This window comes from Gordonia soli NBRC 108243, assembly GCF_000334455.1.
GTDB lineage: Bacteria > Actinomycetota > Actinomycetes > Mycobacteriales > Mycobacteriaceae > Gordonia > Gordonia soli.
Genome location: NZ_BANX01000005.1, coordinates 234,848 through 252,973 on the forward strand (window position 1 = coordinate 234,848; position 18,126 = coordinate 252,973).

General features: G+C 67.9%; 17 protein-coding genes. 8 read left to right on the top strand and 9 right to left on the bottom strand.

Annotation, left to right across the window (positions count from 1 at the left end; translation table 11 throughout):
* Positions 1-44: 44 nt before the first annotated feature.
* From rnhA to GS4_RS04095, 6 genes are all read left to right on the top strand, one after another.
* Positions 45-536: a ribonuclease HI gene (rnhA, locus tag GS4_RS04070; protein ID WP_007617766.1), complete on the top strand. Its 492-nt coding sequence runs from the start codon at positions 45-47 to the stop codon at positions 534-536.
* On the top strand, positions 533-1,459 hold the full coding sequence (locus GS4_RS04075) for a D-isomer specific 2-hydroxyacid dehydrogenase family protein (protein WP_007617767.1): 927 nt from the start codon (positions 533-535) through the stop codon (positions 1,457-1,459). The genes rnhA and GS4_RS04075 overlap by 4 nt, the downstream gene beginning before the upstream one ends.
* A gap of 5 nt (positions 1,460-1,464) precedes the next feature.
* Complete coding sequence (locus tag GS4_RS04080; RefSeq protein WP_007617768.1) at positions 1,465-1,983, top strand: gluconokinase; 519 nt, start codon at positions 1,465-1,467, stop codon at positions 1,981-1,983.
* A 75-nt stretch (positions 1,984-2,058) separates the two neighbouring features.
* Positions 2,059-2,526 (top strand): MerR family transcriptional regulator, encoded by a 468-nt coding sequence (locus GS4_RS04085; RefSeq protein WP_040509434.1) that lies wholly within the window; start codon positions 2,059-2,061, stop codon positions 2,524-2,526.
* Positions 2,523-3,524 (top strand): aldo/keto reductase, encoded by a 1,002-nt coding sequence (locus tag GS4_RS04090; RefSeq protein ID WP_007617775.1) that lies wholly within the window; start codon positions 2,523-2,525, stop codon positions 3,522-3,524. Before GS4_RS04085 ends, GS4_RS04090 begins: the two co-directional genes overlap by 4 nt.
* A 123-nt stretch (positions 3,525-3,647) precedes the next feature.
* Positions 3,648-4,439 (top strand): SDR family oxidoreductase, encoded by a 792-nt coding sequence (locus GS4_RS04095; protein WP_007617777.1) that lies wholly within the window; start codon positions 3,648-3,650, stop codon positions 4,437-4,439.
* A 13-nt stretch (positions 4,440-4,452) separates the two neighbouring features.
* On the opposite strand, the gene GS4_RS04100 is transcribed toward GS4_RS04095, so the two are convergent.
* Complete coding sequence (locus GS4_RS04100) at positions 4,453-5,037, bottom strand: YdeI/OmpD-associated family protein (RefSeq protein ID WP_007617779.1); 585 nt, start codon at positions 5,035-5,037, stop codon at positions 4,453-4,455.
* A gap of 46 nt (positions 5,038-5,083) precedes the next feature.
* Between GS4_RS04100 and GS4_RS04105 the strand changes: the two genes are divergently transcribed.
* Complete coding sequence (locus tag GS4_RS04105; RefSeq protein WP_007617780.1) at positions 5,084-5,767, top strand: hypothetical protein; 684 nt, start codon at positions 5,084-5,086, stop codon at positions 5,765-5,767.
* Between the two features lie 81 nt (positions 5,768-5,848).
* On the opposite strand, the gene GS4_RS04110 is transcribed toward GS4_RS04105, so the two are convergent.
* The 8 genes from GS4_RS04110 to GS4_RS04145 all read right to left on the bottom strand — a co-directional run bounded on the left by GS4_RS04110 (position 5,849) and on the right by GS4_RS04145 (position 16,533).
* Positions 5,849-6,769 carry a hypothetical protein gene (locus tag GS4_RS04110; protein WP_007617781.1) on the bottom strand — a complete coding sequence of 307 codons (921 nt, stop codon included), beginning with the start codon at positions 6,767-6,769 and terminating at the stop codon, positions 5,849-5,851.
* A gap of 120 nt (positions 6,770-6,889) precedes the next feature.
* Positions 6,890-7,564 (bottom strand): NADPH-dependent F420 reductase, encoded by a 675-nt coding sequence (locus tag GS4_RS04115; protein WP_083862634.1) that lies wholly within the window; start codon positions 7,562-7,564, stop codon positions 6,890-6,892.
* An 83-nt stretch (positions 7,565-7,647) separates the two neighbouring features.
* Positions 7,648-9,573 (bottom strand): ABC transporter ATP-binding protein, encoded by a 1,926-nt coding sequence (locus tag GS4_RS04120; protein ID WP_007617784.1) that lies wholly within the window; start codon positions 9,571-9,573, stop codon positions 7,648-7,650.
* On the bottom strand, positions 9,570-11,300 hold the full coding sequence (locus GS4_RS04125; RefSeq protein WP_007617786.1) for an ABC transporter ATP-binding protein: 1,731 nt from the start codon (positions 11,298-11,300) through the stop codon (positions 9,570-9,572). Before GS4_RS04125 ends, GS4_RS04120 begins: the two co-directional genes overlap by 4 nt.
* Before the next feature lie 88 nt (positions 11,301-11,388).
* The gene (locus GS4_RS04130) at positions 11,389-12,192 is read right to left on the bottom strand and encodes a family 1 encapsulin nanocompartment shell protein (RefSeq protein WP_007617788.1); all 804 of its coding nucleotides are present in this window, start codon (positions 12,190-12,192) and stop codon (positions 11,389-11,391) included.
* Positions 12,193-12,275: 83 nt separating this feature from the next.
* Positions 12,276-13,292, bottom strand: a complete 1,017-nt coding sequence (locus GS4_RS04135; protein WP_007617791.1) for a Dyp-type peroxidase — start codon at positions 13,290-13,292, stop codon at positions 12,276-12,278.
* A gap of 9 nt (positions 13,293-13,301) precedes the next feature.
* Entirely contained in the window at positions 13,302-14,975 is a 1,674-nt protein-coding gene (locus GS4_RS04140; protein WP_007617792.1) for an FAD-binding dehydrogenase, read from the bottom strand.
* A 73-nt stretch (positions 14,976-15,048) separates the two neighbouring features.
* The gene (locus GS4_RS04145; RefSeq protein WP_007617794.1) at positions 15,049-16,533 is read right to left on the bottom strand and encodes an amidase; all 1,485 of its coding nucleotides are present in this window, start codon (positions 16,531-16,533) and stop codon (positions 15,049-15,051) included.
* 357 nt (positions 16,534-16,890) lie between these two features.
* On the opposite strand from GS4_RS04145, the gene GS4_RS04150 reads away from it, so the two are divergent.
* Positions 16,891-17,844 carry an alpha/beta hydrolase gene (locus GS4_RS04150; RefSeq protein ID WP_007617796.1) on the top strand — a complete coding sequence of 318 codons (954 nt, stop codon included), beginning with the start codon at positions 16,891-16,893 and terminating at the stop codon, positions 17,842-17,844.
* Positions 17,845-18,126 lie beyond the last annotated feature (282 nt).

Consider the following 18,126-nt stretch of genomic DNA (forward strand, 5'->3'; position numbering starts at 1 on the left):
CTCAGCCTACGACCGTGTCCGGCCGCTGCAGTAGCCTTCGATCCGTGACGGATGTGGCGAACGAAGCGGCGGCCGACCCCGCCGACGATCTCGTGGAGATATCCACCGACGGCGCGTGCCTGGGTAATCCTGGGCCGGGCGGTTGGGGTGCCGTGCTGCGCTATCGCGGCAAGGAGAAGGAGATCTCCGGCTCGGATCCGCAGACCACAAACAACAAGATGGAGCTCACCGCCGCCATCGAGGCGCTCGCGGCACTGAACCGGCCGTCGACCGTGATCCTCTACACCGACTCGAGCTACGTGCGGAACGGGATCATGAAGTGGGTCGCGGGATGGCAGTCGAACGGCTGGCAGACCCGCGACAAGAAGCCCGTCAAGAACGTCGACCTGTGGCAGCGCCTCCTCGAGGAGGAGAAGCGCCACACCGTCGAGTGGCGGTGGGTCAAGGGGCACGCGGGGGACCACTACAACGAGATCGCCGACACCCTGGCGACGTCTGCCGCGCGCGAGGTCGCGTCGGGATCGGTGAGCCGATGACCACCCCTTCCACGCCTGAGCTGACCGTCGCAGTCGAGCCCGAGCACGAACCGCATCTCGTCGAGGCGGTCCGCGCGGCCGGCGGCGCGATCACCGGCCTGGCCGATGCCCGGGCCCTCGTCTGGGTCGGCGGCGGCACCGACTTCCCGGCCCTCCCCGACACTGTCGAATGGGTGGCTCTCAAAACCGCAGGCATCGAGGAGTTCGTGACTGCCGGCGTCATCGACGACAAGCGGCTGTGGACCAACGCGTCGGGCTTCTACGCCGACAACGTCGCCGAGCACGCGCTCGCGCTGTTGCTCGCCGGGTTGCGGCAGATCAACACCTCGGTGCTGCGTCATTGGGACAAAGAACGGATCGATGCGTCGGTGCGGTCGCTGCACGGATCGACAGTCACCATCATCGGTGCGGGTGGCATCGCCACCTCGTTGATCCCGCGGCTGGATGCCGCAGGTGCGAAGGTGATCGCGGTGAACCGCTCCGGCCGCGAGGTCCCCGGTGCGGCTCTGACCCTGCCGTCGGCACGCATGGCAGAGGTGTGGACGGCCACCGATCATGTGGTGCTCGCCGCACCCTCGACGCCGGAGACCCGCCACCTGATCAATGGCGACACCCTCGCCGCGCTGCCCGAACACGCCTGGATCGTCAACGTCGCGCGGGGGCCGCTGATTGATCAGGCGGCGTTGATCACCGCGCTTCGGGAGGGTCAGATCGCCGGTGCCGCACTCGATGTCACCGACCCGGAACCACCGGACCCAGACGACGAGATCTGGTCGCTGCCGAACGTCATCATCACCCCGCACGTCGCCAACCCGGCGTCGGGACTGACACGCACCATGGCGCCGTGGCTGGCCGAGAACGTGCGTCGGTTCCGTGCCGGTGAGCAGATGTTGTCGGTCGTGGCAGCCGGCCGCGACTACTGAGCATGATGTCCGACGACCAGGCGAGCGGGATGTTCCCGCCGATCGTCGTGATGGGGGTGTCCGGCAGCGGTAAGTCGTCGGTCGGGGCGTTGTTGGCCCAGTACCTCGAGGTCCCGTTCGTCGACGGCGACGACCTGCACTCGGCAGCCGACATCGCGTCGATGGCCGCGGGCCACCCCCTCGATGACGCGGCCAGGGAGCCGTGGCTCGATCGGTGCGCCGACTGGCTCGCCGAACACCGGGCCACCGGAGCAGTGCTGCCCTGTTCGGCACTTCGGCGGTCGTATCGCGATCGCATCCGCCGAGGCTGTCCGACAGCCGAATTCGTGCACCTGGTCGGCAGTCGGGACCTGATCGCATCGCGGATGGTCGACCGCACCGACCACTTCATGCCCGTCGAGCTGCTCGAATCGCAGTTCGAGACCCTCGAGCCGCTGGAAGCCGACGAGCGAGGTATCGAGATCACCATCGACCGTCCCGTCACCGCGATCGTCGAGCGGATCGTGGAGCAGCTGATCCCGTAGTCGGTATCCACGTCGGCCCGCCTGCCGAAATCCGTGCTTGCCTTGGAGTGCGCTCAAAGGCCTAGCGTTTGTGCCATGAGTACCGATCACCTCATGGAGAAGGCCCTCGCCGCACTCGGCGAGGTCGACGGTCCGCTGTCGGTCGAGGTCATCCACAAACTGGTGGACGCCGAGGACTACGACACCCCGATGGGTGTCGCCGAGCTCGCCGACCTCCTCGACGTCTCCCCGCACACGCTCCGCTACTACGAGCGGATCGGTCTCATCACAGTGGCCCGGGACAGCCACGGTGCACGCAGCTACGACGCCGACGCTGTCCGTCGACTCGTCTTCCTCACCCGGATGCGGCTGTCGGGCATGGCGATCCGCGACCTTCAGCACTACGTCGAACTCGTCGACCAGGGCGAGATCACAGTGCCGGAGCGGCTGGAGATGCTGCTCGAACACCGTGACACCATCCGGCGGCAGATCGCCGAGCTGACGCTGTCGCTGGCCGCCACCGAATACAAGATCTCGACCTACGGAGGGAACACGCAACCATGACAACACCATCCTCGACCCCCGTCGTGCCGCGCCGCCGCATCGGAGATCTCGAGGTCTCCGCCCTCGGGCTCGGATGCATGGGCATGAGCTTCGCGTACGGCCCGGCCGATCAGACCGAGGCGGTCGCGACCCTGAACCAGGCCATCGACTCCGGTGTCGACTTCCTCGACACCGCAGACATCTATGGCGCGGGCGCCAACGAGGAACTGCTGGCGCAGGTCCTGGCCGACCGTCGCGACGAGGTGGTGCTGGCGACGAAATTCGGCATCCTGCTCGACGAGGAGACCGGCCGGCCCAACGGGCAGGTGGACGGCTCGCCCGAGTACGTCCGCGCCGCCGTCGATGCCTCGCTGCGCCGTCTGGATGTCGACGTCATCGACCTGTACTACGTGCACCGCGTCGATCCGAACCGGCCGATCGAGGAGACGGTCGGGGCGCTGGGCGAGCTGGTGCAGGCAGGCAAGGTGCGCAATCTGGGACTGTCGGAGGCGAACGCGGCGACACTGCGCCGTGCCGCGGCCGTGCATCCGATCGCGGCACTGCAGTCGGAATGGTCGATCTTCAGCCGCGATGTCGAGATGGGTGCGGTCGACGCGGCACGCGAGGTCGGGGCGACGGTGGTCCCCTACAGTCCACTCGGACGCGGACTGCTGACCGGCTCGTCGTCGGCAACCGATCTGGCCGACAACGACTTCCGTCGGACGCTGCCGCGCTGGCAGGGCGAGAACCTGGACCGCAACCTGGAACTCGTGGCCCGGGTCCGGACGATCGCCGAGGAGGTCGACGCGACGCCGGGGCAGGTGGCGCTCGCGTGGCTTCTCGCGCAGGGCGACGACGTGGTGCCGATCCCGGGCACGAAGCGGCGGAAGTATCTCGTCGAGAACATCGGCGCGGTCGCGGTCGAGTTGACCCCGGCGCAGCTGGATTCGCTCTCGGAACTCGAGGCGGTCGGCGACCGCTATCCCGACATGGACTGGGTGGCCGGCCGCTCCGCGTAACTCGTATCCAACGGGTACAGACACTCGCTCGTCTCGGACCCCGGCGCCCGTACCGTGCCGGGGTCGCGACGCGTTTTTAGAACATGTTCTCGTTTTGCGGCGATCCATGGCAGAGTTCGAAGCGTGATCCTGGACAGATTCCGCATCGACGACACGGTCGCCATCGTCACCGGCGCCGGACGAGGGCTGGGTGCGGCGATCGCCGTTGCCTTCGCCGAGGCCGGTGCCGACGTCGTGATCTCCGCACGCAGCGAGGATCAGCTCGACGAGGTCGCCGCCCGGGTGCGAGAGGTGGGTCGGCGCGCCCATGTGGTCGCGGCCGACCTGGCCGATCCCGATGCTGCGGCCTCGCTCGCCGAGACCGCGGTGTCGACGTTCGGCCGGCTCGACACCGTGGTCAACAATGTCGGAGGAGCGCTGCCGCGCCCGCTGATGGACACCAAGCCGAAGCACCTGACCGCGGCCTTCGACTTCAACGTGACCAACGCCCACGCCCTCGTGCTGGCCGCGGTCCCCCGGATCCTCGAGACGGCCGACGGCGGTTCGATCATCAACATCACCTCGGCGGTCGGCCGGTTGCCCGGGCGCGCGTTCGCGGCGTACGGAACGGCCAAGGCCGCGCTCGCCCACTACACGCGGATCGCGTCGCTCGACCTGAATCCGCGTATCCGCGTCAACGGCATCGCTCCCGGATCGATCCTGACGTCGGCACTCGACATCGTCGCCGCCGACGACGGCATGCGGTCGGCGGTCGAGTCCGCGACCCCGCTGCGCCGCCTCGGCGACCCGGAGGACATCGCAGCCGCCGCGCTGTACCTCGCCTCACCGGCCGGGGCCTATGTCACCGGCAAGGTGCTCGAGGTCGACGGCGGACTGATCGCGCCGAACCTCGAGATGCCGATCCCCGACCTGTAACCGAGGTCGTCGGTCACGGGCGCTCGTCGCGTGCAGCTTTCGCGACGAGGTCTGCGATGCGCTTGGTCTTGGTCTCCGGCTTCTTGGCGAACGCGAGCTGGCTGAGGCCGAACTTGCGTGCGCTGGGTGGGAAGGCGTCCCAATTGCGCCGGGCGTCGGGGACCGCATCGAGGGCCGCCGCGAGCTCCGGAGACTCGATCAGTGCCTCGGCGTCGTCGAGCAGGTTCCAGAGTCCGCGCGCCTTGGCGTCGTCGATGACCGCCTGTCCGGCCGGTTGCATCCGTCCCTGGTCGAGGAGTTCGGCGACGCGGGCCTTGTTCGACGCCGCCCACGCACTCGTCCGCCCGCGACGGGTGAACCACATGCCGCGACGGTCGTCGTCGATGGTGCGCGTGTGACCGTCGATCCAGCCCCAGCACAACGCCTCGCGGACGGCCTCGTCGTAGTCCTGCGGGCCGAGCCCGGGTCGGTCGTCGTCGACGGCCGTCCGCCAGAAGACGAGCCACACACCGGCCGATGAGTCGTGATGGTCGGCGAGCCAGCGGTGCCACTCCGGGTGATCCGCGGGGTGTACCCGTGGTGCATCGGGGTCGGCCATCTGCGCAGCGTAGCCGCTGTGGCGATCGGCTCGGTAGCATTCTGGTGTGGGCGAAGTGCTGGATTGGTTGTCGCACAACTGGTGGGTGATCTTCCCCGTCGGTGGCGTCGTCGGCGGCTGGTTCGGCAGCATCGCCAAGTACAACGAGAAACGTCGTCGCGACAAGATCGAGCTGGCACGGGTGAAAGCCGGCGCCGAGACCGAGCAGCTGCGGATCACCCAGACCGGTCGGGAGCAGATCCGCAAGCAGCTCGCCACGCACGACGACCTCGATCAGCGCTGGTTCGACTACGAGCTGGATCTCGCGACGCTCATCGACTTCCCGCTGATGACCGACATGCGGGAGCCGCTGACCCTGGCATTCCACAAGGCGCGGGTCCGAGCCGACGATCTCCGGCCGAGTGATCCCGACGAGCTGCTCGACCCGGTGCGCTTCGCCGACTACCGCGAGGCCGTCCAGGACTACGCCGCAGCCTTCGACGCCGCCGAGCGCGAATCGCGCCGGCGCAAGCAGTCGAACTTCTCGCCGGTGGAGCGTGAGGCGTTGGCCCGCGCCCGCAAGCTGGTGTCGGTGGCACTCGACGAGGCCGCGACCCCGGCCGAGCGGCAGTCGGCGTACCGGCGAGCCCGCCGCGAACTCGACGGTCTCATCGACGTGCCCGCCCCGGCGTCGGCGCAGCTCGAGGGTCGGATCGCTGCCGCCCTCGAACCCGGGCAGGGTGGGGCTTAGGGGCGTTTGCGAGCAGAACTCCCATCTGCGAGCAAAGCTCTGCTCGCAAACGGTAGTTCTGCTCGCGTCGGCGGCCGGTAATCACGCGGCGATTCCGAGTCGGCCCAGCCACTCGGCGATCATCGGGACGACCAGACCTCGACGAAGCGCATCCCACGTCCAGCGGACGACCATGATGCCCATCCGTCGGAGCGCGTCCTCGCGGTTCTTCTCGCGACGCATCGCGTCGAAGGATGTCTCACCCGGTGAGAGGTGTCGCTGGTACTTGGCCCATCCGTCGAACTCGCCGACGAGCCGACCGTCCCAGTCGTAATCGCTGCGAGCGACGAATACGCCCGTGCCATCGACGAACTCATGCTGCAGACGAGGGACCGGCAACCCTGCCTCGATCATCTGCGCGCGACCCCACGACTCGCCGGCGTTCTCCGACAGCGGGTCGGCATGGCCAAGGGCTCGTCGTGCCCGCGCGACCCCGGTCCTGGTGCCGACCAACTTCTCGGCGATCACCTCGGGATCGGCTCCGAGACGCAACGCCGAGTCGAGCACGGCGAGAGCCTGAGCGAAGGTCCCTGCGCAGGCGATGTCGGCCGCGGTGCGCTCCATCGACGTCACGGCGATCCCGTCCACGACCACGATCTCGCTCTCATCGAGGAAGCCCGCATGGAGGTGGCGGCGCTTCTCGACGCGGCCGCCACTGGCCAGTCCGGTGCTGAAGTGGACGCGATCCATGGCGGGCTCGAGCATCGACAGTCCCAGCATCATCCCCGACGATTGGTGGCTCAGGGTGTTGGCCCCGTCACCGAGTTCCGCCGCTGCGATCGACTGCAGACGGTACCGCTGTTGAGGCGAAAGCTCTTCGGTTGCGGAGACGGAGGCGCCGGGCCAGATCCGGATGAGATCCCCGGATCTGTGCGCTCGCGCGAGCTGATTGTCGGAGAAGCCGGCGTCGACGGCAGAGCGGCGGAAGACAAGGCCGTGGCGGTCCGTGGGGTATTCGATCATGTGCGTTGGACGCACCCGACCTCGAAACGGTCTCACTGCGAGCAGAACTCCCATCCGCGAGCGAAACTCTGCTCGCGAATGGGAGTTCTGCTCGCAAATGAGCGAGGACAGCTGAACGATCTACGCGCGCCACTCCGGGGCACGCTCGGGAGAGGCCTCGGCGAGAGCCGCCTTCGTCTTCTCGACGTCGAAGTCCTTGCCGTAGACCGGGGTTCCCGGCTGCTGGCGCCAGGACTCGGCGAGCGGGCCTGCGTCGACCGGGTCGAAGCCCAGCTCGTCTACCAGGTCGGAGACGATCTTCTTGCCCGCGGCGTCGTCACCGGCGATGGGCAGCGCGATCCGACCGTCGGTGCCGCCGGGAACACCCTTCTCCAGCAGGTGCTTCCAGTAGATCCCGTTGAAGATCTTGTAGACCGGGACGCCCAGCAGATCCGACACCCAGACGCTCTCCGGCGTCCCGTTCTCGATCGCGTCGATCTTGCCGTCGCGCTGCTGTGGGTAATAGTTGTTGGTCTCGATGACCGGTGCGCCCGGCTTACGCGCGGCGAGGATGCCCGCGGCCAGGTCCGGGGTGTTCTTCTGCGGGATGCTGACGATCACGACATCGGCATCCTCGGCCGCATCGGCGGCCCATACCGCGGTGGCGCCGGTCTCGGCGGCCAGGTCGGCCAAGGTCTCCGGTGCGCGCGAGTTGGCGACGCGGACGTCGTGGCCCAGCGAAGTGAGGCGTCGGGTCAACGTCCCACCGATGTATCCAGCTCCGATGATCCCGATCTTCACGATGTGTACCTCCAAACGACGCTGTTGACCTTCGGCGCAACCTCGGGGCGTCGGGGAGCATTCCCGGACGTCGCGTACGTCACGCGGCCGCGCCCCTGTCAGGTCACGTCCGCGTCGACCTCCGCCGGCCCGACGAACTGACTGTTGTAGAGCCGGAAGTACGCGCCCCGCGCGGCGAGCAGCTCGTCGTGGTCGCCCTGCTCGACGATCCGACCGTCCTCCATCACGACGATGACGTCGGCGTCGCGCACGGTCGACAACCGGTGTGCGATGACGAAACTTGTGCGGTCCGTCCGCAACGCGGCCATAGCCTTCTGGATGAGCAACTCGGTGCGTGTGTCCACCGAACTGGTCGCCTCGTCGAGGATCAGGATCGTCGGGCGCGCGAGGAATGCGCGGGCGATCGTGATGAGTTGTCGCTCACCGGCACTCACGCCGCCGCCCTCTTCGTCCAGTACGGTGTCGTAGCCATCGGGCAGGATGCGCACGAAGTGGTCGACGTGGCTCAGGCGCGCGGCCTCGATGACCTCGTCGCGGCTCGCGGTGGGGTCGCCGTAGGCGATGTTGTCGAAGATGGTCCCGCCGAACAGCCACGAGTCCTGCAGCACCATCCCGGTGCGTTCGCGCAGGTCGTCGCGGGTCATCGCGCGGGAGGGGACACCGTCGACGCGGATGGTGCCGGAGTCGACGTCGTAGAACCGCATGATCAGGTTGACCAGCGTGGTCTTACCCGCTCCCGTCGGCCCGACGATCGCGACCATGTGACCAGGCCGGGCCACCAGGGACAGGTCCTCGATGAGCGGCTTGTCCTCGCGATAGCGGAACGAGACGTCGTCGAACTCGATGTGGCCGCGATCGGAGTCGGGCGTGCGGGGCCGGGCCGGGTCCGCCGACTCCTCGCCGGCGTCGAGGATGGTGAAGATGCGCTCGGCCGACGCGACTCCGCTCTGCATCAGGTTGATCATCGAACCGATCTGGGTGAGCGGCTGCGTGAACTGGCGCGAGTACTGGATGAAGGCCTGGACCTCGCCGAGGCTCAGCGAGCCCGACGCGACCTTGAGCCCACCGACGACGGCGACGGCCACGTAGTTCAGGTTGCCCAGGAACATGATGACCGGCATGACGATCCCGGAGATGAACTGTGCGCGCCAGCTCGACTCGTAGAGCTTCTCGTTGCGCGCGTCGAACGCTGCCTCGACCTCGGCCTGCCGCCCGAATGCGGTCACCAGCTCGTGGCCGGTGAAAGCCTCCTCGACCTGGGCGTTGAGAGCACCGGTGGACGACCACTGCGCCATGAAGTGCGGCTTCGACCGTCGGGCGATGAGGGTCGTCGCGCCGAATGCCAGCGGCACGGTGACGACTGCGATCAGCGCGAGCAGCGGCGAGATCCACAACATCATCACGAGCAGGGCGATGACGGTCAGCACCGAGTTCACGAACTGCGAGATGGTCTGCTGCAGACTCTGCGAAAGATTGTCGAGGTCGTTGGTGACCCGACTGAGGAGGTCTCCGCGCGCGGCCGCGTCGTAGTAGCTCAGGGGCAGACGGTGGATCTTCTCCTCGACCTCGGCGCGCAGCGACTCGATGGTCCCCACCACGACGATGTTCAGCAGGTAGGCGCCGAGCCAGCCGAGTGCCGCCGACGCCAGGTAGACCACCAGCGTCAGGATCAGCACCTCTCCCACCGCCCCGAAGTCGACGCCCACGCCGGGCGTGAGATCCATCGACGCGACCATGTCGGCGAAGGTGTCCTGCCCACGCTCACGGAGTCCGTCGACGGCCTCTGCCTTGCTGATGCCCGCGGGCAAGGTGCTGCCTATGACACCGTCGAAGATGAGGTCGGTGGCGTGTCCGAGCAACCTTGGTGCGATGGCGAGCAGGATCACCGACCCGACCACCGACGCCAGGGTGACGGTCATGTGCAGGCGGTATCCGAACAGCAGCCGCAGGAGCCTGCGCAGCGACGGCAGGAATATCGTCGCCTTCTCCAGCGGCATCGCCGGTGCGCCTCCGGGGCGGGTCATGACGCATCCACCGAGAGCTGCGATTCGGCGATCTCGGCGTAGGTGCCGCAGGTCGCCAGGAGTTCGTCGTGTCGGCCGATGCCGGTGATCCGTCCCTTGTCGAGGACGATGATCTGGTCGGCCTCGATGATCGTCGAGATACGTTGTGCCACGACGATGGTCGCCGCCTCGGTGGTGGCGGGTCGGAGAGCTGCGCGCAGGCGGGCGTCGGTGGTGAGATCCAGTGCCGAGAAGGAGTCGTCGAAGAGGTAGACCGATGGTCGCCGGATCAGGGCGCGAGCGATGGCCACTCGTTGACGCTGACCACCCGACACCGTCGTGCCGCCCTGCGAGATCGGTGATTCGAGCCCCTCTGGCATCCGGGCTACGAACTCCTCGGCCTGGGCGACACGCAGGGCTTCCCAGATCTCCTCGTCGGTCGCGTCCGGCCGACCGTGCCGGATGTTGGAGGCGACGGTGCCGGAGAAGAGATATGGCCGCTGCGGCACCAGTCCGATCGCCGACCGCAGCCGCGACGGATCGAGCTCGCGGACGTCGGTGCCCCCGACGAGCACCTGTCCGCCGGTCACGTCGATGAGTCGCGGGACGAGTCCGAGCAGCGTGGTCTTGCCCGATCCGGTGGACCCGACGATGGCGGTGGTGGTGCCGGGCGCCACGCGGAAGTCGATGTCGCACAGGACCGGATCGTCGGCACCGGGGTATCGGAACTCGCCGCCCGAGAACTCGACGTTCGCCGGGTCGGTGCGGAAGTCGACGGGATGAACCGGTGGGGCGACCGAACTCTCGGTGTCGAGGACCTCGCAGATGCGCTCGGCGCACACCGCGGCCCGAGGTGCCATCATCGCGAGGAAGGAGGCCATCATCACCGACATCAGGATCTGCATGACGTAACTCATCATCGCGGTGAGCGCGCCGACCTCCAGAGTGCCGTCGGCGACCTGATGTCCGCCGATCCAGACGATCGCCACGATGCTGACGTTGGAGATGAACAGCATCGTCGGGAACATCAGCGCCATCATCCGACCGACGCGCCGGGTCGCATCGGCGAGATCGGTGTTGGCCGTGGAGAAGCGGGCGATCTCGTGCCGTTCGCGGACGAATGCGCGCACCACGCGGATGCCGGTGATCTGCTCGCGCAGGACCCGGTTGACGTTGTCGATACGCTCCTGCATGACCCGGAAGCCGGGGATCATCCGCGCGATGATGGCACCCATCGCACCACCCAGGACCGGGACCGCGATCACCAGCACCCAGGAGAGTCCGGGTGCCACGTGGACACCCATCGCGATGCCGCCGATGCACATGATCGGGGCCATCACGAGGATCGCCGTGCTCGTCACCAGCAGCATCTGGACCTGCTGGACGTCGTTGGTGGTGCGGGTGATCAGCGACGGGGCCCCGAACGTACCGACCTCGCGCGCCGAGAACGTGTCCACCCGGTGCAGGAGGTCGTGGCGGATGTCGCGGCCGACGGCCAGCGCGGCCCGCGCCCCGAACCAGTAGGCGATGACGGTGCTGACCACCTGGGCGACCGACACCGCCAGCATCCATCCGCCGGCGCGGAGGATGTAACCGGTGTCGCCCTGGGCGACGCCCTTGTCGATGATGTCGGCGTTCAGGGTGGGCAGGTACAGCATCGCGCCGGTGCCCACCAATTGCAGCACGATGACCGCGACGACGGAGGAACGGTATCGGCCGATGTAGCCGCGGACGAGCCGGATCAACATGAGCGATTCACGCCAGCCACGCTAGCAACAGTCGGTGACAGCGGCGATTGCATTTCCGCTGTGACCTGCAGAGAATCGGACCTATCGGTCAGAGGCGCTGCTCCAGTGAGACGGCAGCCTCGGCGGTGTAGGTCAAGAAGGTGAAGGACTCCTGGAAGTAGAGGTTCACCGCGTCGCCGTCGTGTGAGTCGTAGCCGATCGACACGTCCTGGCCGATGGTGAGCTCGAAGTCGCCGCCACGGGTGCTCAGCACGAACGCGCCGGAGATCGCCGGTGCCCACACGATCTCGCCGTCGAGCAGGCGCTGCAGGTGCTGGCGGATCGGGTAACCGTGGTTCGACGTCTCGTTGACCAGTGAGAAGACCTCGGCCGACAACGCGATCGAATACGGACCGTCGACCGAGGCGAGACGCAGGGTGCTCAGTGCCTGACTCAGCGCCTCCGGGTAGTCGCGGACGTCCTCGGGAAGCGGGATGGGGGTCGCCGACGACTCGGCGCGGATGCCGGCGATCCCGGCGGCCTGGTAGCCCTCGAAGATCGCGCGGTCCTCAGCGAGCGCGAGTTCACGTGCGGCATCGACCACCGGATCCCAATCGGAATCCTGTGCGCCGCGGTCGACGTCGTCGATGGCCTCACGCGTGACGGTGAACGGCACCTTGAGTTCCACCAGCGGTTGGGTGTGTCGGGTGAAAGCCTGGATGCCGTCTGCGGGCGAGTCGATCTTGCTGCGGTGGCCCAGCGTCACCGACGACGTCGCGTCGCCCAGTGGTCCCTTGACGTCGACCAGGCGACGTCCGGCGACGTTGCGTTTGAACGACCGGGACGCCTCCTGTTCGATCTCGGCCCAGGCGGCCTCCGAGATGGGCGCGAGTTCGCGATGCAGGTTGCTCATGTCGGTCTCCTCGATCGGTCGGTGCGGGGCGGTCGCGTGTCGGTGGTGGTCGGTTCAGTCGGGGTCGGTGCAGTCGGCTCGGCTCAGTGCAGGGAGCCGATGCCCAGCGAGCCGTCGGCGGCGCGCGTGGCGGTCTCGGTTCCGGGCGCCGTCGAGGACTCACCGTCGGCGGGCGCCGGCGGTGGGTCCTCGAGGAACTCGACAGTCGGGGCGAAGAACTGGGAGCCCGTCACCGCGGTGGTGAAGTCGAGCAGGCGATCGTGGTTGCCGGGCGGGTCGCCGATGAACATCTTGCGCAGCATCTCCTCGACGACGTCGGGCGCCGACGAGTAGGCGATGTAGAAGGTCCCGCTCTCGCCGGTACCCGACACGTCGCCGTACGGCATGTTGTCGCGCACGATGTCGATCTCCTCGCCGTCCGCATCCTCGACGACGTTCAGGGCGATGTGGGAGTTCGAGGGTTTCACATCGTCGTCCATCTCGATGTTCTCGAGCTTGGTCCGCCCGATTGCGGCCTCCTGGTCCTCGACGGTCAGCGAGTTCCAGGCCGACATGTCGTGAACGTAGCGCTGGATCGCGACGTAGCTCCCGCCGGCGAACCCGGGGTCCTCGTCGCCGACGGTCACCGCGTCGATGGCCGCCTGACCCACGGGGTTCTCGGTGCCGTCGACGAATCCGATCAGGTCGCGTAGGTCGAAGTAGCGGAACCCGTGCACCTCGTCGACCACCGTGACGGAGTCGCCGAATGCTCGGGTGAGCGCGGTACCGAGCTCGAAGCAGAGGTCGAGCTGGTCGGCTTTCAGGTGCAGGAGCAGGTCACCCGGCGTTGCCGGAGCCGTGTGCGTCTCGCCGTCGACCTCGGTGAACGGGCGCAGGCCCTGAGGACGCGGACCGTCGAAGAGCTGATCCCAAGCCTGCGAACCGATTCCGACGATCCCGGCCAGGGCCGCATCCGGTGCGCGGGACGACACCGATCGGGTGAGTCCGGGCAGGCCCGACACCACGTCGCGTACCCGATCGACCCCACCGTCGGTGATCGTGAGGACGAGGAAGATCGCGTATCGGGTCTTGCGGGTGAGGATGGTCTGCGGTGTCACCACCGGTACACCCTAACCGCGTTCGGTGCTGCCGCGTGCGACCGCGCGGCCCGCCGCCCGACCGGAGAAGATGCAGCCGCCCAGGAACGTTCCCTCCAGCGCGTTGTAACCGTGCACCCCGCCACCACCGAATCCGGCGACCTCACCCGCGGCGAACAGCCCGTCGAAGGCGCTGCCGTCCGGTCGCATGACCCGTGAGTTCAGGTCGGTCTCGATGCCGCCCAGAGTCTTCCGGGTGAGGATGTTGAGTCGGACGGCGATCAGCGGACCGTGCTCGGGGTCGAGCAGGCGATGCGGCTTGGCCACGCGCACGAGTTTGTCACCCAGGTACTGGCGCGCGTTGGTGATGGCCATCAACTGCGCGTCCTTGGAGTACTTGTTCTCGATCTCGGCATCGCGTGCCGAGATGATCCGCTCCACGTGTGCGAGGTCGAGTTTGGGGCCGCGGGTGATCTCGTTCATGCCGGCCACCAGGTCGGGCAGGTTGGACCGCACCACGAAGTCGACGCCGTGTTCGGCGAACTTCGCCACCGGGCCCGGTGCCCCCTTGGCGAAGCGGCTCTTGGCGGCGAACTTCAGGTCCTTGCTGGTGATGTCCGGGTTCTGCTCGGACCCGGACAGCGCGAACTCCTTCTCGATGATGCTCTGCGTCAACACAAACCACGAGTAGTCGTACCCGGTCGCGAGGATCGCCTTCATCGTGGAGTTGGTGTCGAAGCCGGGGAAGTTGGGTGGCGCGAGTCGGTTGCCCTCGGCGTCGAGCCACAGCGAGGACGGTCCCGGGATGATGCGGATGGCGTGGTCGGGCCAGATCGGGTCCCAGTTGTTGATGCCCTCGGTGTAGTGCCACATGCGATCCCGGTTGACCAGGTTCGCCCCCGCCTCCTCGGTGATGGAGAGCATCCGACCGTCGACGTATGCGGGTACGCCCGAGATCATCGTCTTGGGCGGCTCGCCGAGGCGGTCGACCGGCCAGTTCGCGCGGATCAGGTCATGGTTGTGCCCGATGCCGCCGGTGGTGACGATCACCGCGTCGGCGTGGATCTCGAAGTCACCCACGATGTCTCGTGAGCTCGCCACCCCGCGTTCGGCGTCGTCCGGCGCCAGTACGGCACCCCGGATGCCGGTGGCGGCACCGTCATCGACGATGATCTCGTCGACGCGGTGACGGAACCGGAACTCCACGAGGCCCTGACGCTCGGCCTCCAGCACCGGCTCGGCGAAGACCCGGACGACCTCCGGCCCGGTTCCCCAGGTCAGGTGGAAGCGTGGGACCGAGTTGCCGTGACCGTCGGCGAACCCGCCACCTCGCTCGGCCCAACCGACCACCGGCGTGATGCGGAGTCCGAGGTCGTGCAGGTACTGACGCTTCTCACCGGCCGCGAACTCGACGTACGCGCGCGCCCACTGACGAGGCCAGAAGTCCTCGTCGTCGCGGTCGAAGCCGGCCGACCCCATCCAGTCCTGCAACGCCAGTTCGGCGGAGTCGCGGATGCCGAGGCGACGCTGTTCCGGGGTGTCGACCAGGAAGAGACCGCCCAACGACCAGAACGCCTGACCGCCGAGATTGGCGCGGTTCTCCTGATCGACGACGATGACCCGACGCCCCGCCTTGGTGAGTTCGTAGGTGGCGACCAGGCCCGCGAGCCCGGACCCGACCACGACCGCATCTGCCTGTTGGGTCATGTTCGCTCCTCGCAGCCGCACCCGGTGATGCACACCACAGTAGTTGCCGTGGTGACGGTCCCGCGAGGTGCCGTCACACGCGGACGTCGGCGTAGCGGTGGAACCACGGCGCGGCCTCCTCCAGCTGTGCCGCGAGCGCGAGGAGCTGACCGTCGGCGCCCAGTCGGCCGACGAACTGGACGCCGAGAGGCAGGCCGGCCTCGGTCCAGTGCAGCGGCACGCTGATGGCCGGACGTCCGGTGAGGTTGGCGAGCTGGGTGTAGGGCACCCAGCCCAGGCTCTGGACGATCAGGTCGTCGAGGATTCCGGTGCGGCCCAGTAGCTTTCCGCCGTGGACCTTCGCGATCACCCGCGACCCGCGCTGGAGCGCCGGAGGAGTGCGGGTGGCGAACACCTCCAGCGGCGGGGTCGCGAGGGTCGGGGTGAGGAACAGGTCGAAGCGCGAATGGAAGTCGTCGATCTGCTGGACATAGGAGTTGACGTTGTTCGCAGCGGTCACGAAGGGCACCACACCCGCCGACCGTCCCAGCTCGGCAACCGCGAGGGTGTCGGATTCGAAGTCGGCATCGGTGGCGCCGGTCGCCACCCGCGCCGCCTCGACCTGGGCGGCCAGCGAGCCGAACCAGATGGTCAGGAAGTCCCGCGACAACGCAGCATCGTCATACGGCGTCGGCACCTCCTCGACCCGGTGACCGAGCTCGGTGAGCAGTGTGGCCGCGCGCTCGACCGCGGCGATGGCCTCCGGGTGCGGGTTCGGGTTGATGGTCGACGCCGTGGAGTACCCGATGCGCAGCGCCGTCGGTGCGGTGCGGATCTGTTCGACGAACGGGGTGTCGGGGACCGAGGTCGGATAGGTCGACGACGGGGTCGGCCCGACGATGGCGTCGTAGATCGCCGCGGCGTCACGCACCGTGCGGGTCACCGCACCCTCGACGGCCATCCCCAGGGTCGATTCGCCCTCCTGCGGGCCGAACGGGGTGATGCCCCGGGTGGCCTTGAGTCCGACCAGGCCGTTGCACGCGGCCGGGATGCGGATGGAGCCACCGCCGTCATTGGCGCCCGCGGCCGGGACGATGCCCGCGGCGACCGCCGCGCCGGAGCCGCCGGACGAGCCGCCCGGTGTGTGGTCGGTGTTCCACGGGCTGCGGGCCGGTCCCCAGAAGTCGGACTCGGTGATGCCCTTGGCGCCGAACTCGGGGGTGTTCGTCTTGCCGAAGACGACCAGCCCCGCGTCGAGGAAGCGCTGGGTGATGGTCGCGTGCTCGGTGGCGATGTGGCGGGCGAGGGACTTGGAACCACTCGCTGTCGGGTAGCCCTTGAGCTCCTGGCCGAGGTCCTTGATCAGAAACGGGACACCTGCGAGCGGCCCCTGGGGACCGGCTGCGATCTGATCTCGGGCGAACCCGTCCGTCGGCACGACGATGGCGTTGAGGCGGTGGTTGACGGCTGCAGCCCGCGCCTGGGCGAGTTCGAGTAGTTCGGTCGCGGTGACCTCCCCGGTTCGGACCAGCCCGGCCAGTGCGGTGGCGTCGTGACGGAGGTACTCGCTGAGATCCACCGGCTCAGACTAGGTGGGCGTGCTGCCCGGGTGGAAGAGCAGTGGGCGGTCGGTCACCGGCAGCTGAGCAAACGCATAACGGGCAGATATCGGACGCTCAGTCGGGCCGCACGGAATTCTCAGACATGACGACGGTCACACCCGGAGTCGGTCATCTGCCCAGGTAGTCGGCGTGAGCCGGGGCGGTATGCCGGTTTGCCTGCGCGGGGGCGCCGCGTCTGTGCCTTTGCCGGTGTGTTATCGAGCCGTTACACTGCCAACCGATGGGGATCGACCAGGTCATCGCACCTTAGAATCCCGTAGGAATGCCATCGGAACGCGGCGATGTCGCGGGTCACTGTCGTAAGGAAAACCTGAATGCTCACACGCGCCCGTAAGCGCATGGTCGCGGGGATGGTCGCCCTCGTCGCCGCAACCAGCGCCACCCTGGTCGCCGCCCCGTCAGCCCAGGCGGCCGGAACGACCGAATACGTCTACTCCGCCTCGATGGGACGCAACATCCCCGTCCGCATCGTCGACGGCGGCGGCAGCGGCCCCAAGCCGACGCTGTACCTGCTCGACGGACTGCGTGCGCCGAACAACACCAGCGGCTGGCTGCAGAACACCCGCGTCGACGACTTCATGGTCGGCAAGGGCACCAACGTGGCGATCCCGTTCGGTGGCGGCGGCAGCTTCTATGCCGACTGGGAGCGCGTCGACCCCAAGCTGGGTAAGAACCGCTGGGAGACCTTCCTGACCCGCGAACTGCCGCGCTACATGAAGGCACGCCACAACAGCGACAACCGTCGCAACGGCATCGCCGGTCTCTCGATGTCGGGAACCGCGGCCCTGAACCTGGCATCGCGGCATCCCAACTTCTACAAGGCCGTCGCCTCCTACAGCGGCTACCCGACCGTCACCTTCCCCGGCTTCAACCAGGGCATCCAGGCATCGGTCATCGAGATGGGCGGTAACCCCATCAACATGTGGGGCATCTACCCCGCGGGCCAGTGGGCCGCCAACGATCCGTTCCTGCTCGCCGGCAACCTGGTCGGCAAGCGCGTCTACGTGTCCTCGGGCACCGGCGTCGGCAGCAAGTACGACGCGTCGGTGAACCCGGCCAGCGCGTCCTTCAACCCGGTCCGCTTCTCACAGATGGTGCCGCTCGAGGTCGCCGCGTCCACCTCCAGCCAGCTCTACATCGCACGTCTGCGGACCCTGCCGGTCCAGCTGACCACGCACATCAGCCGTGACGGTGTGCACTGGTGGGACTACTGGCAGGAGCGTTTCAAGGAGTCCTGGCGCACCACCTTCGCGCCGGCGTTCTTCTGAGTCGCTCGCTCGACAGCCTCTGATCACCGCGGCCGGTGACCTTCGGGTCACCGGCCGCGGTGTTTTTGTTGGCGGGGCTTGGGTTCGGGCCGGCCGGGGGCGCCGGAGTTTGGTCAGAATCTGCCGTGGAGCGGGGAGTGGCGTGGATATTGCACGCGGCTCGCTGCTGGGGAGCAGTTTTTGGTCACGGGAGCCGGCCCAGGGTGCGGAGGCGGGGGAGCAGGGGCTAGGGGTGCGGTGGCCGGTGCGCGGGTCTGGTCACAATCTGCTGTGGAGCGGCCT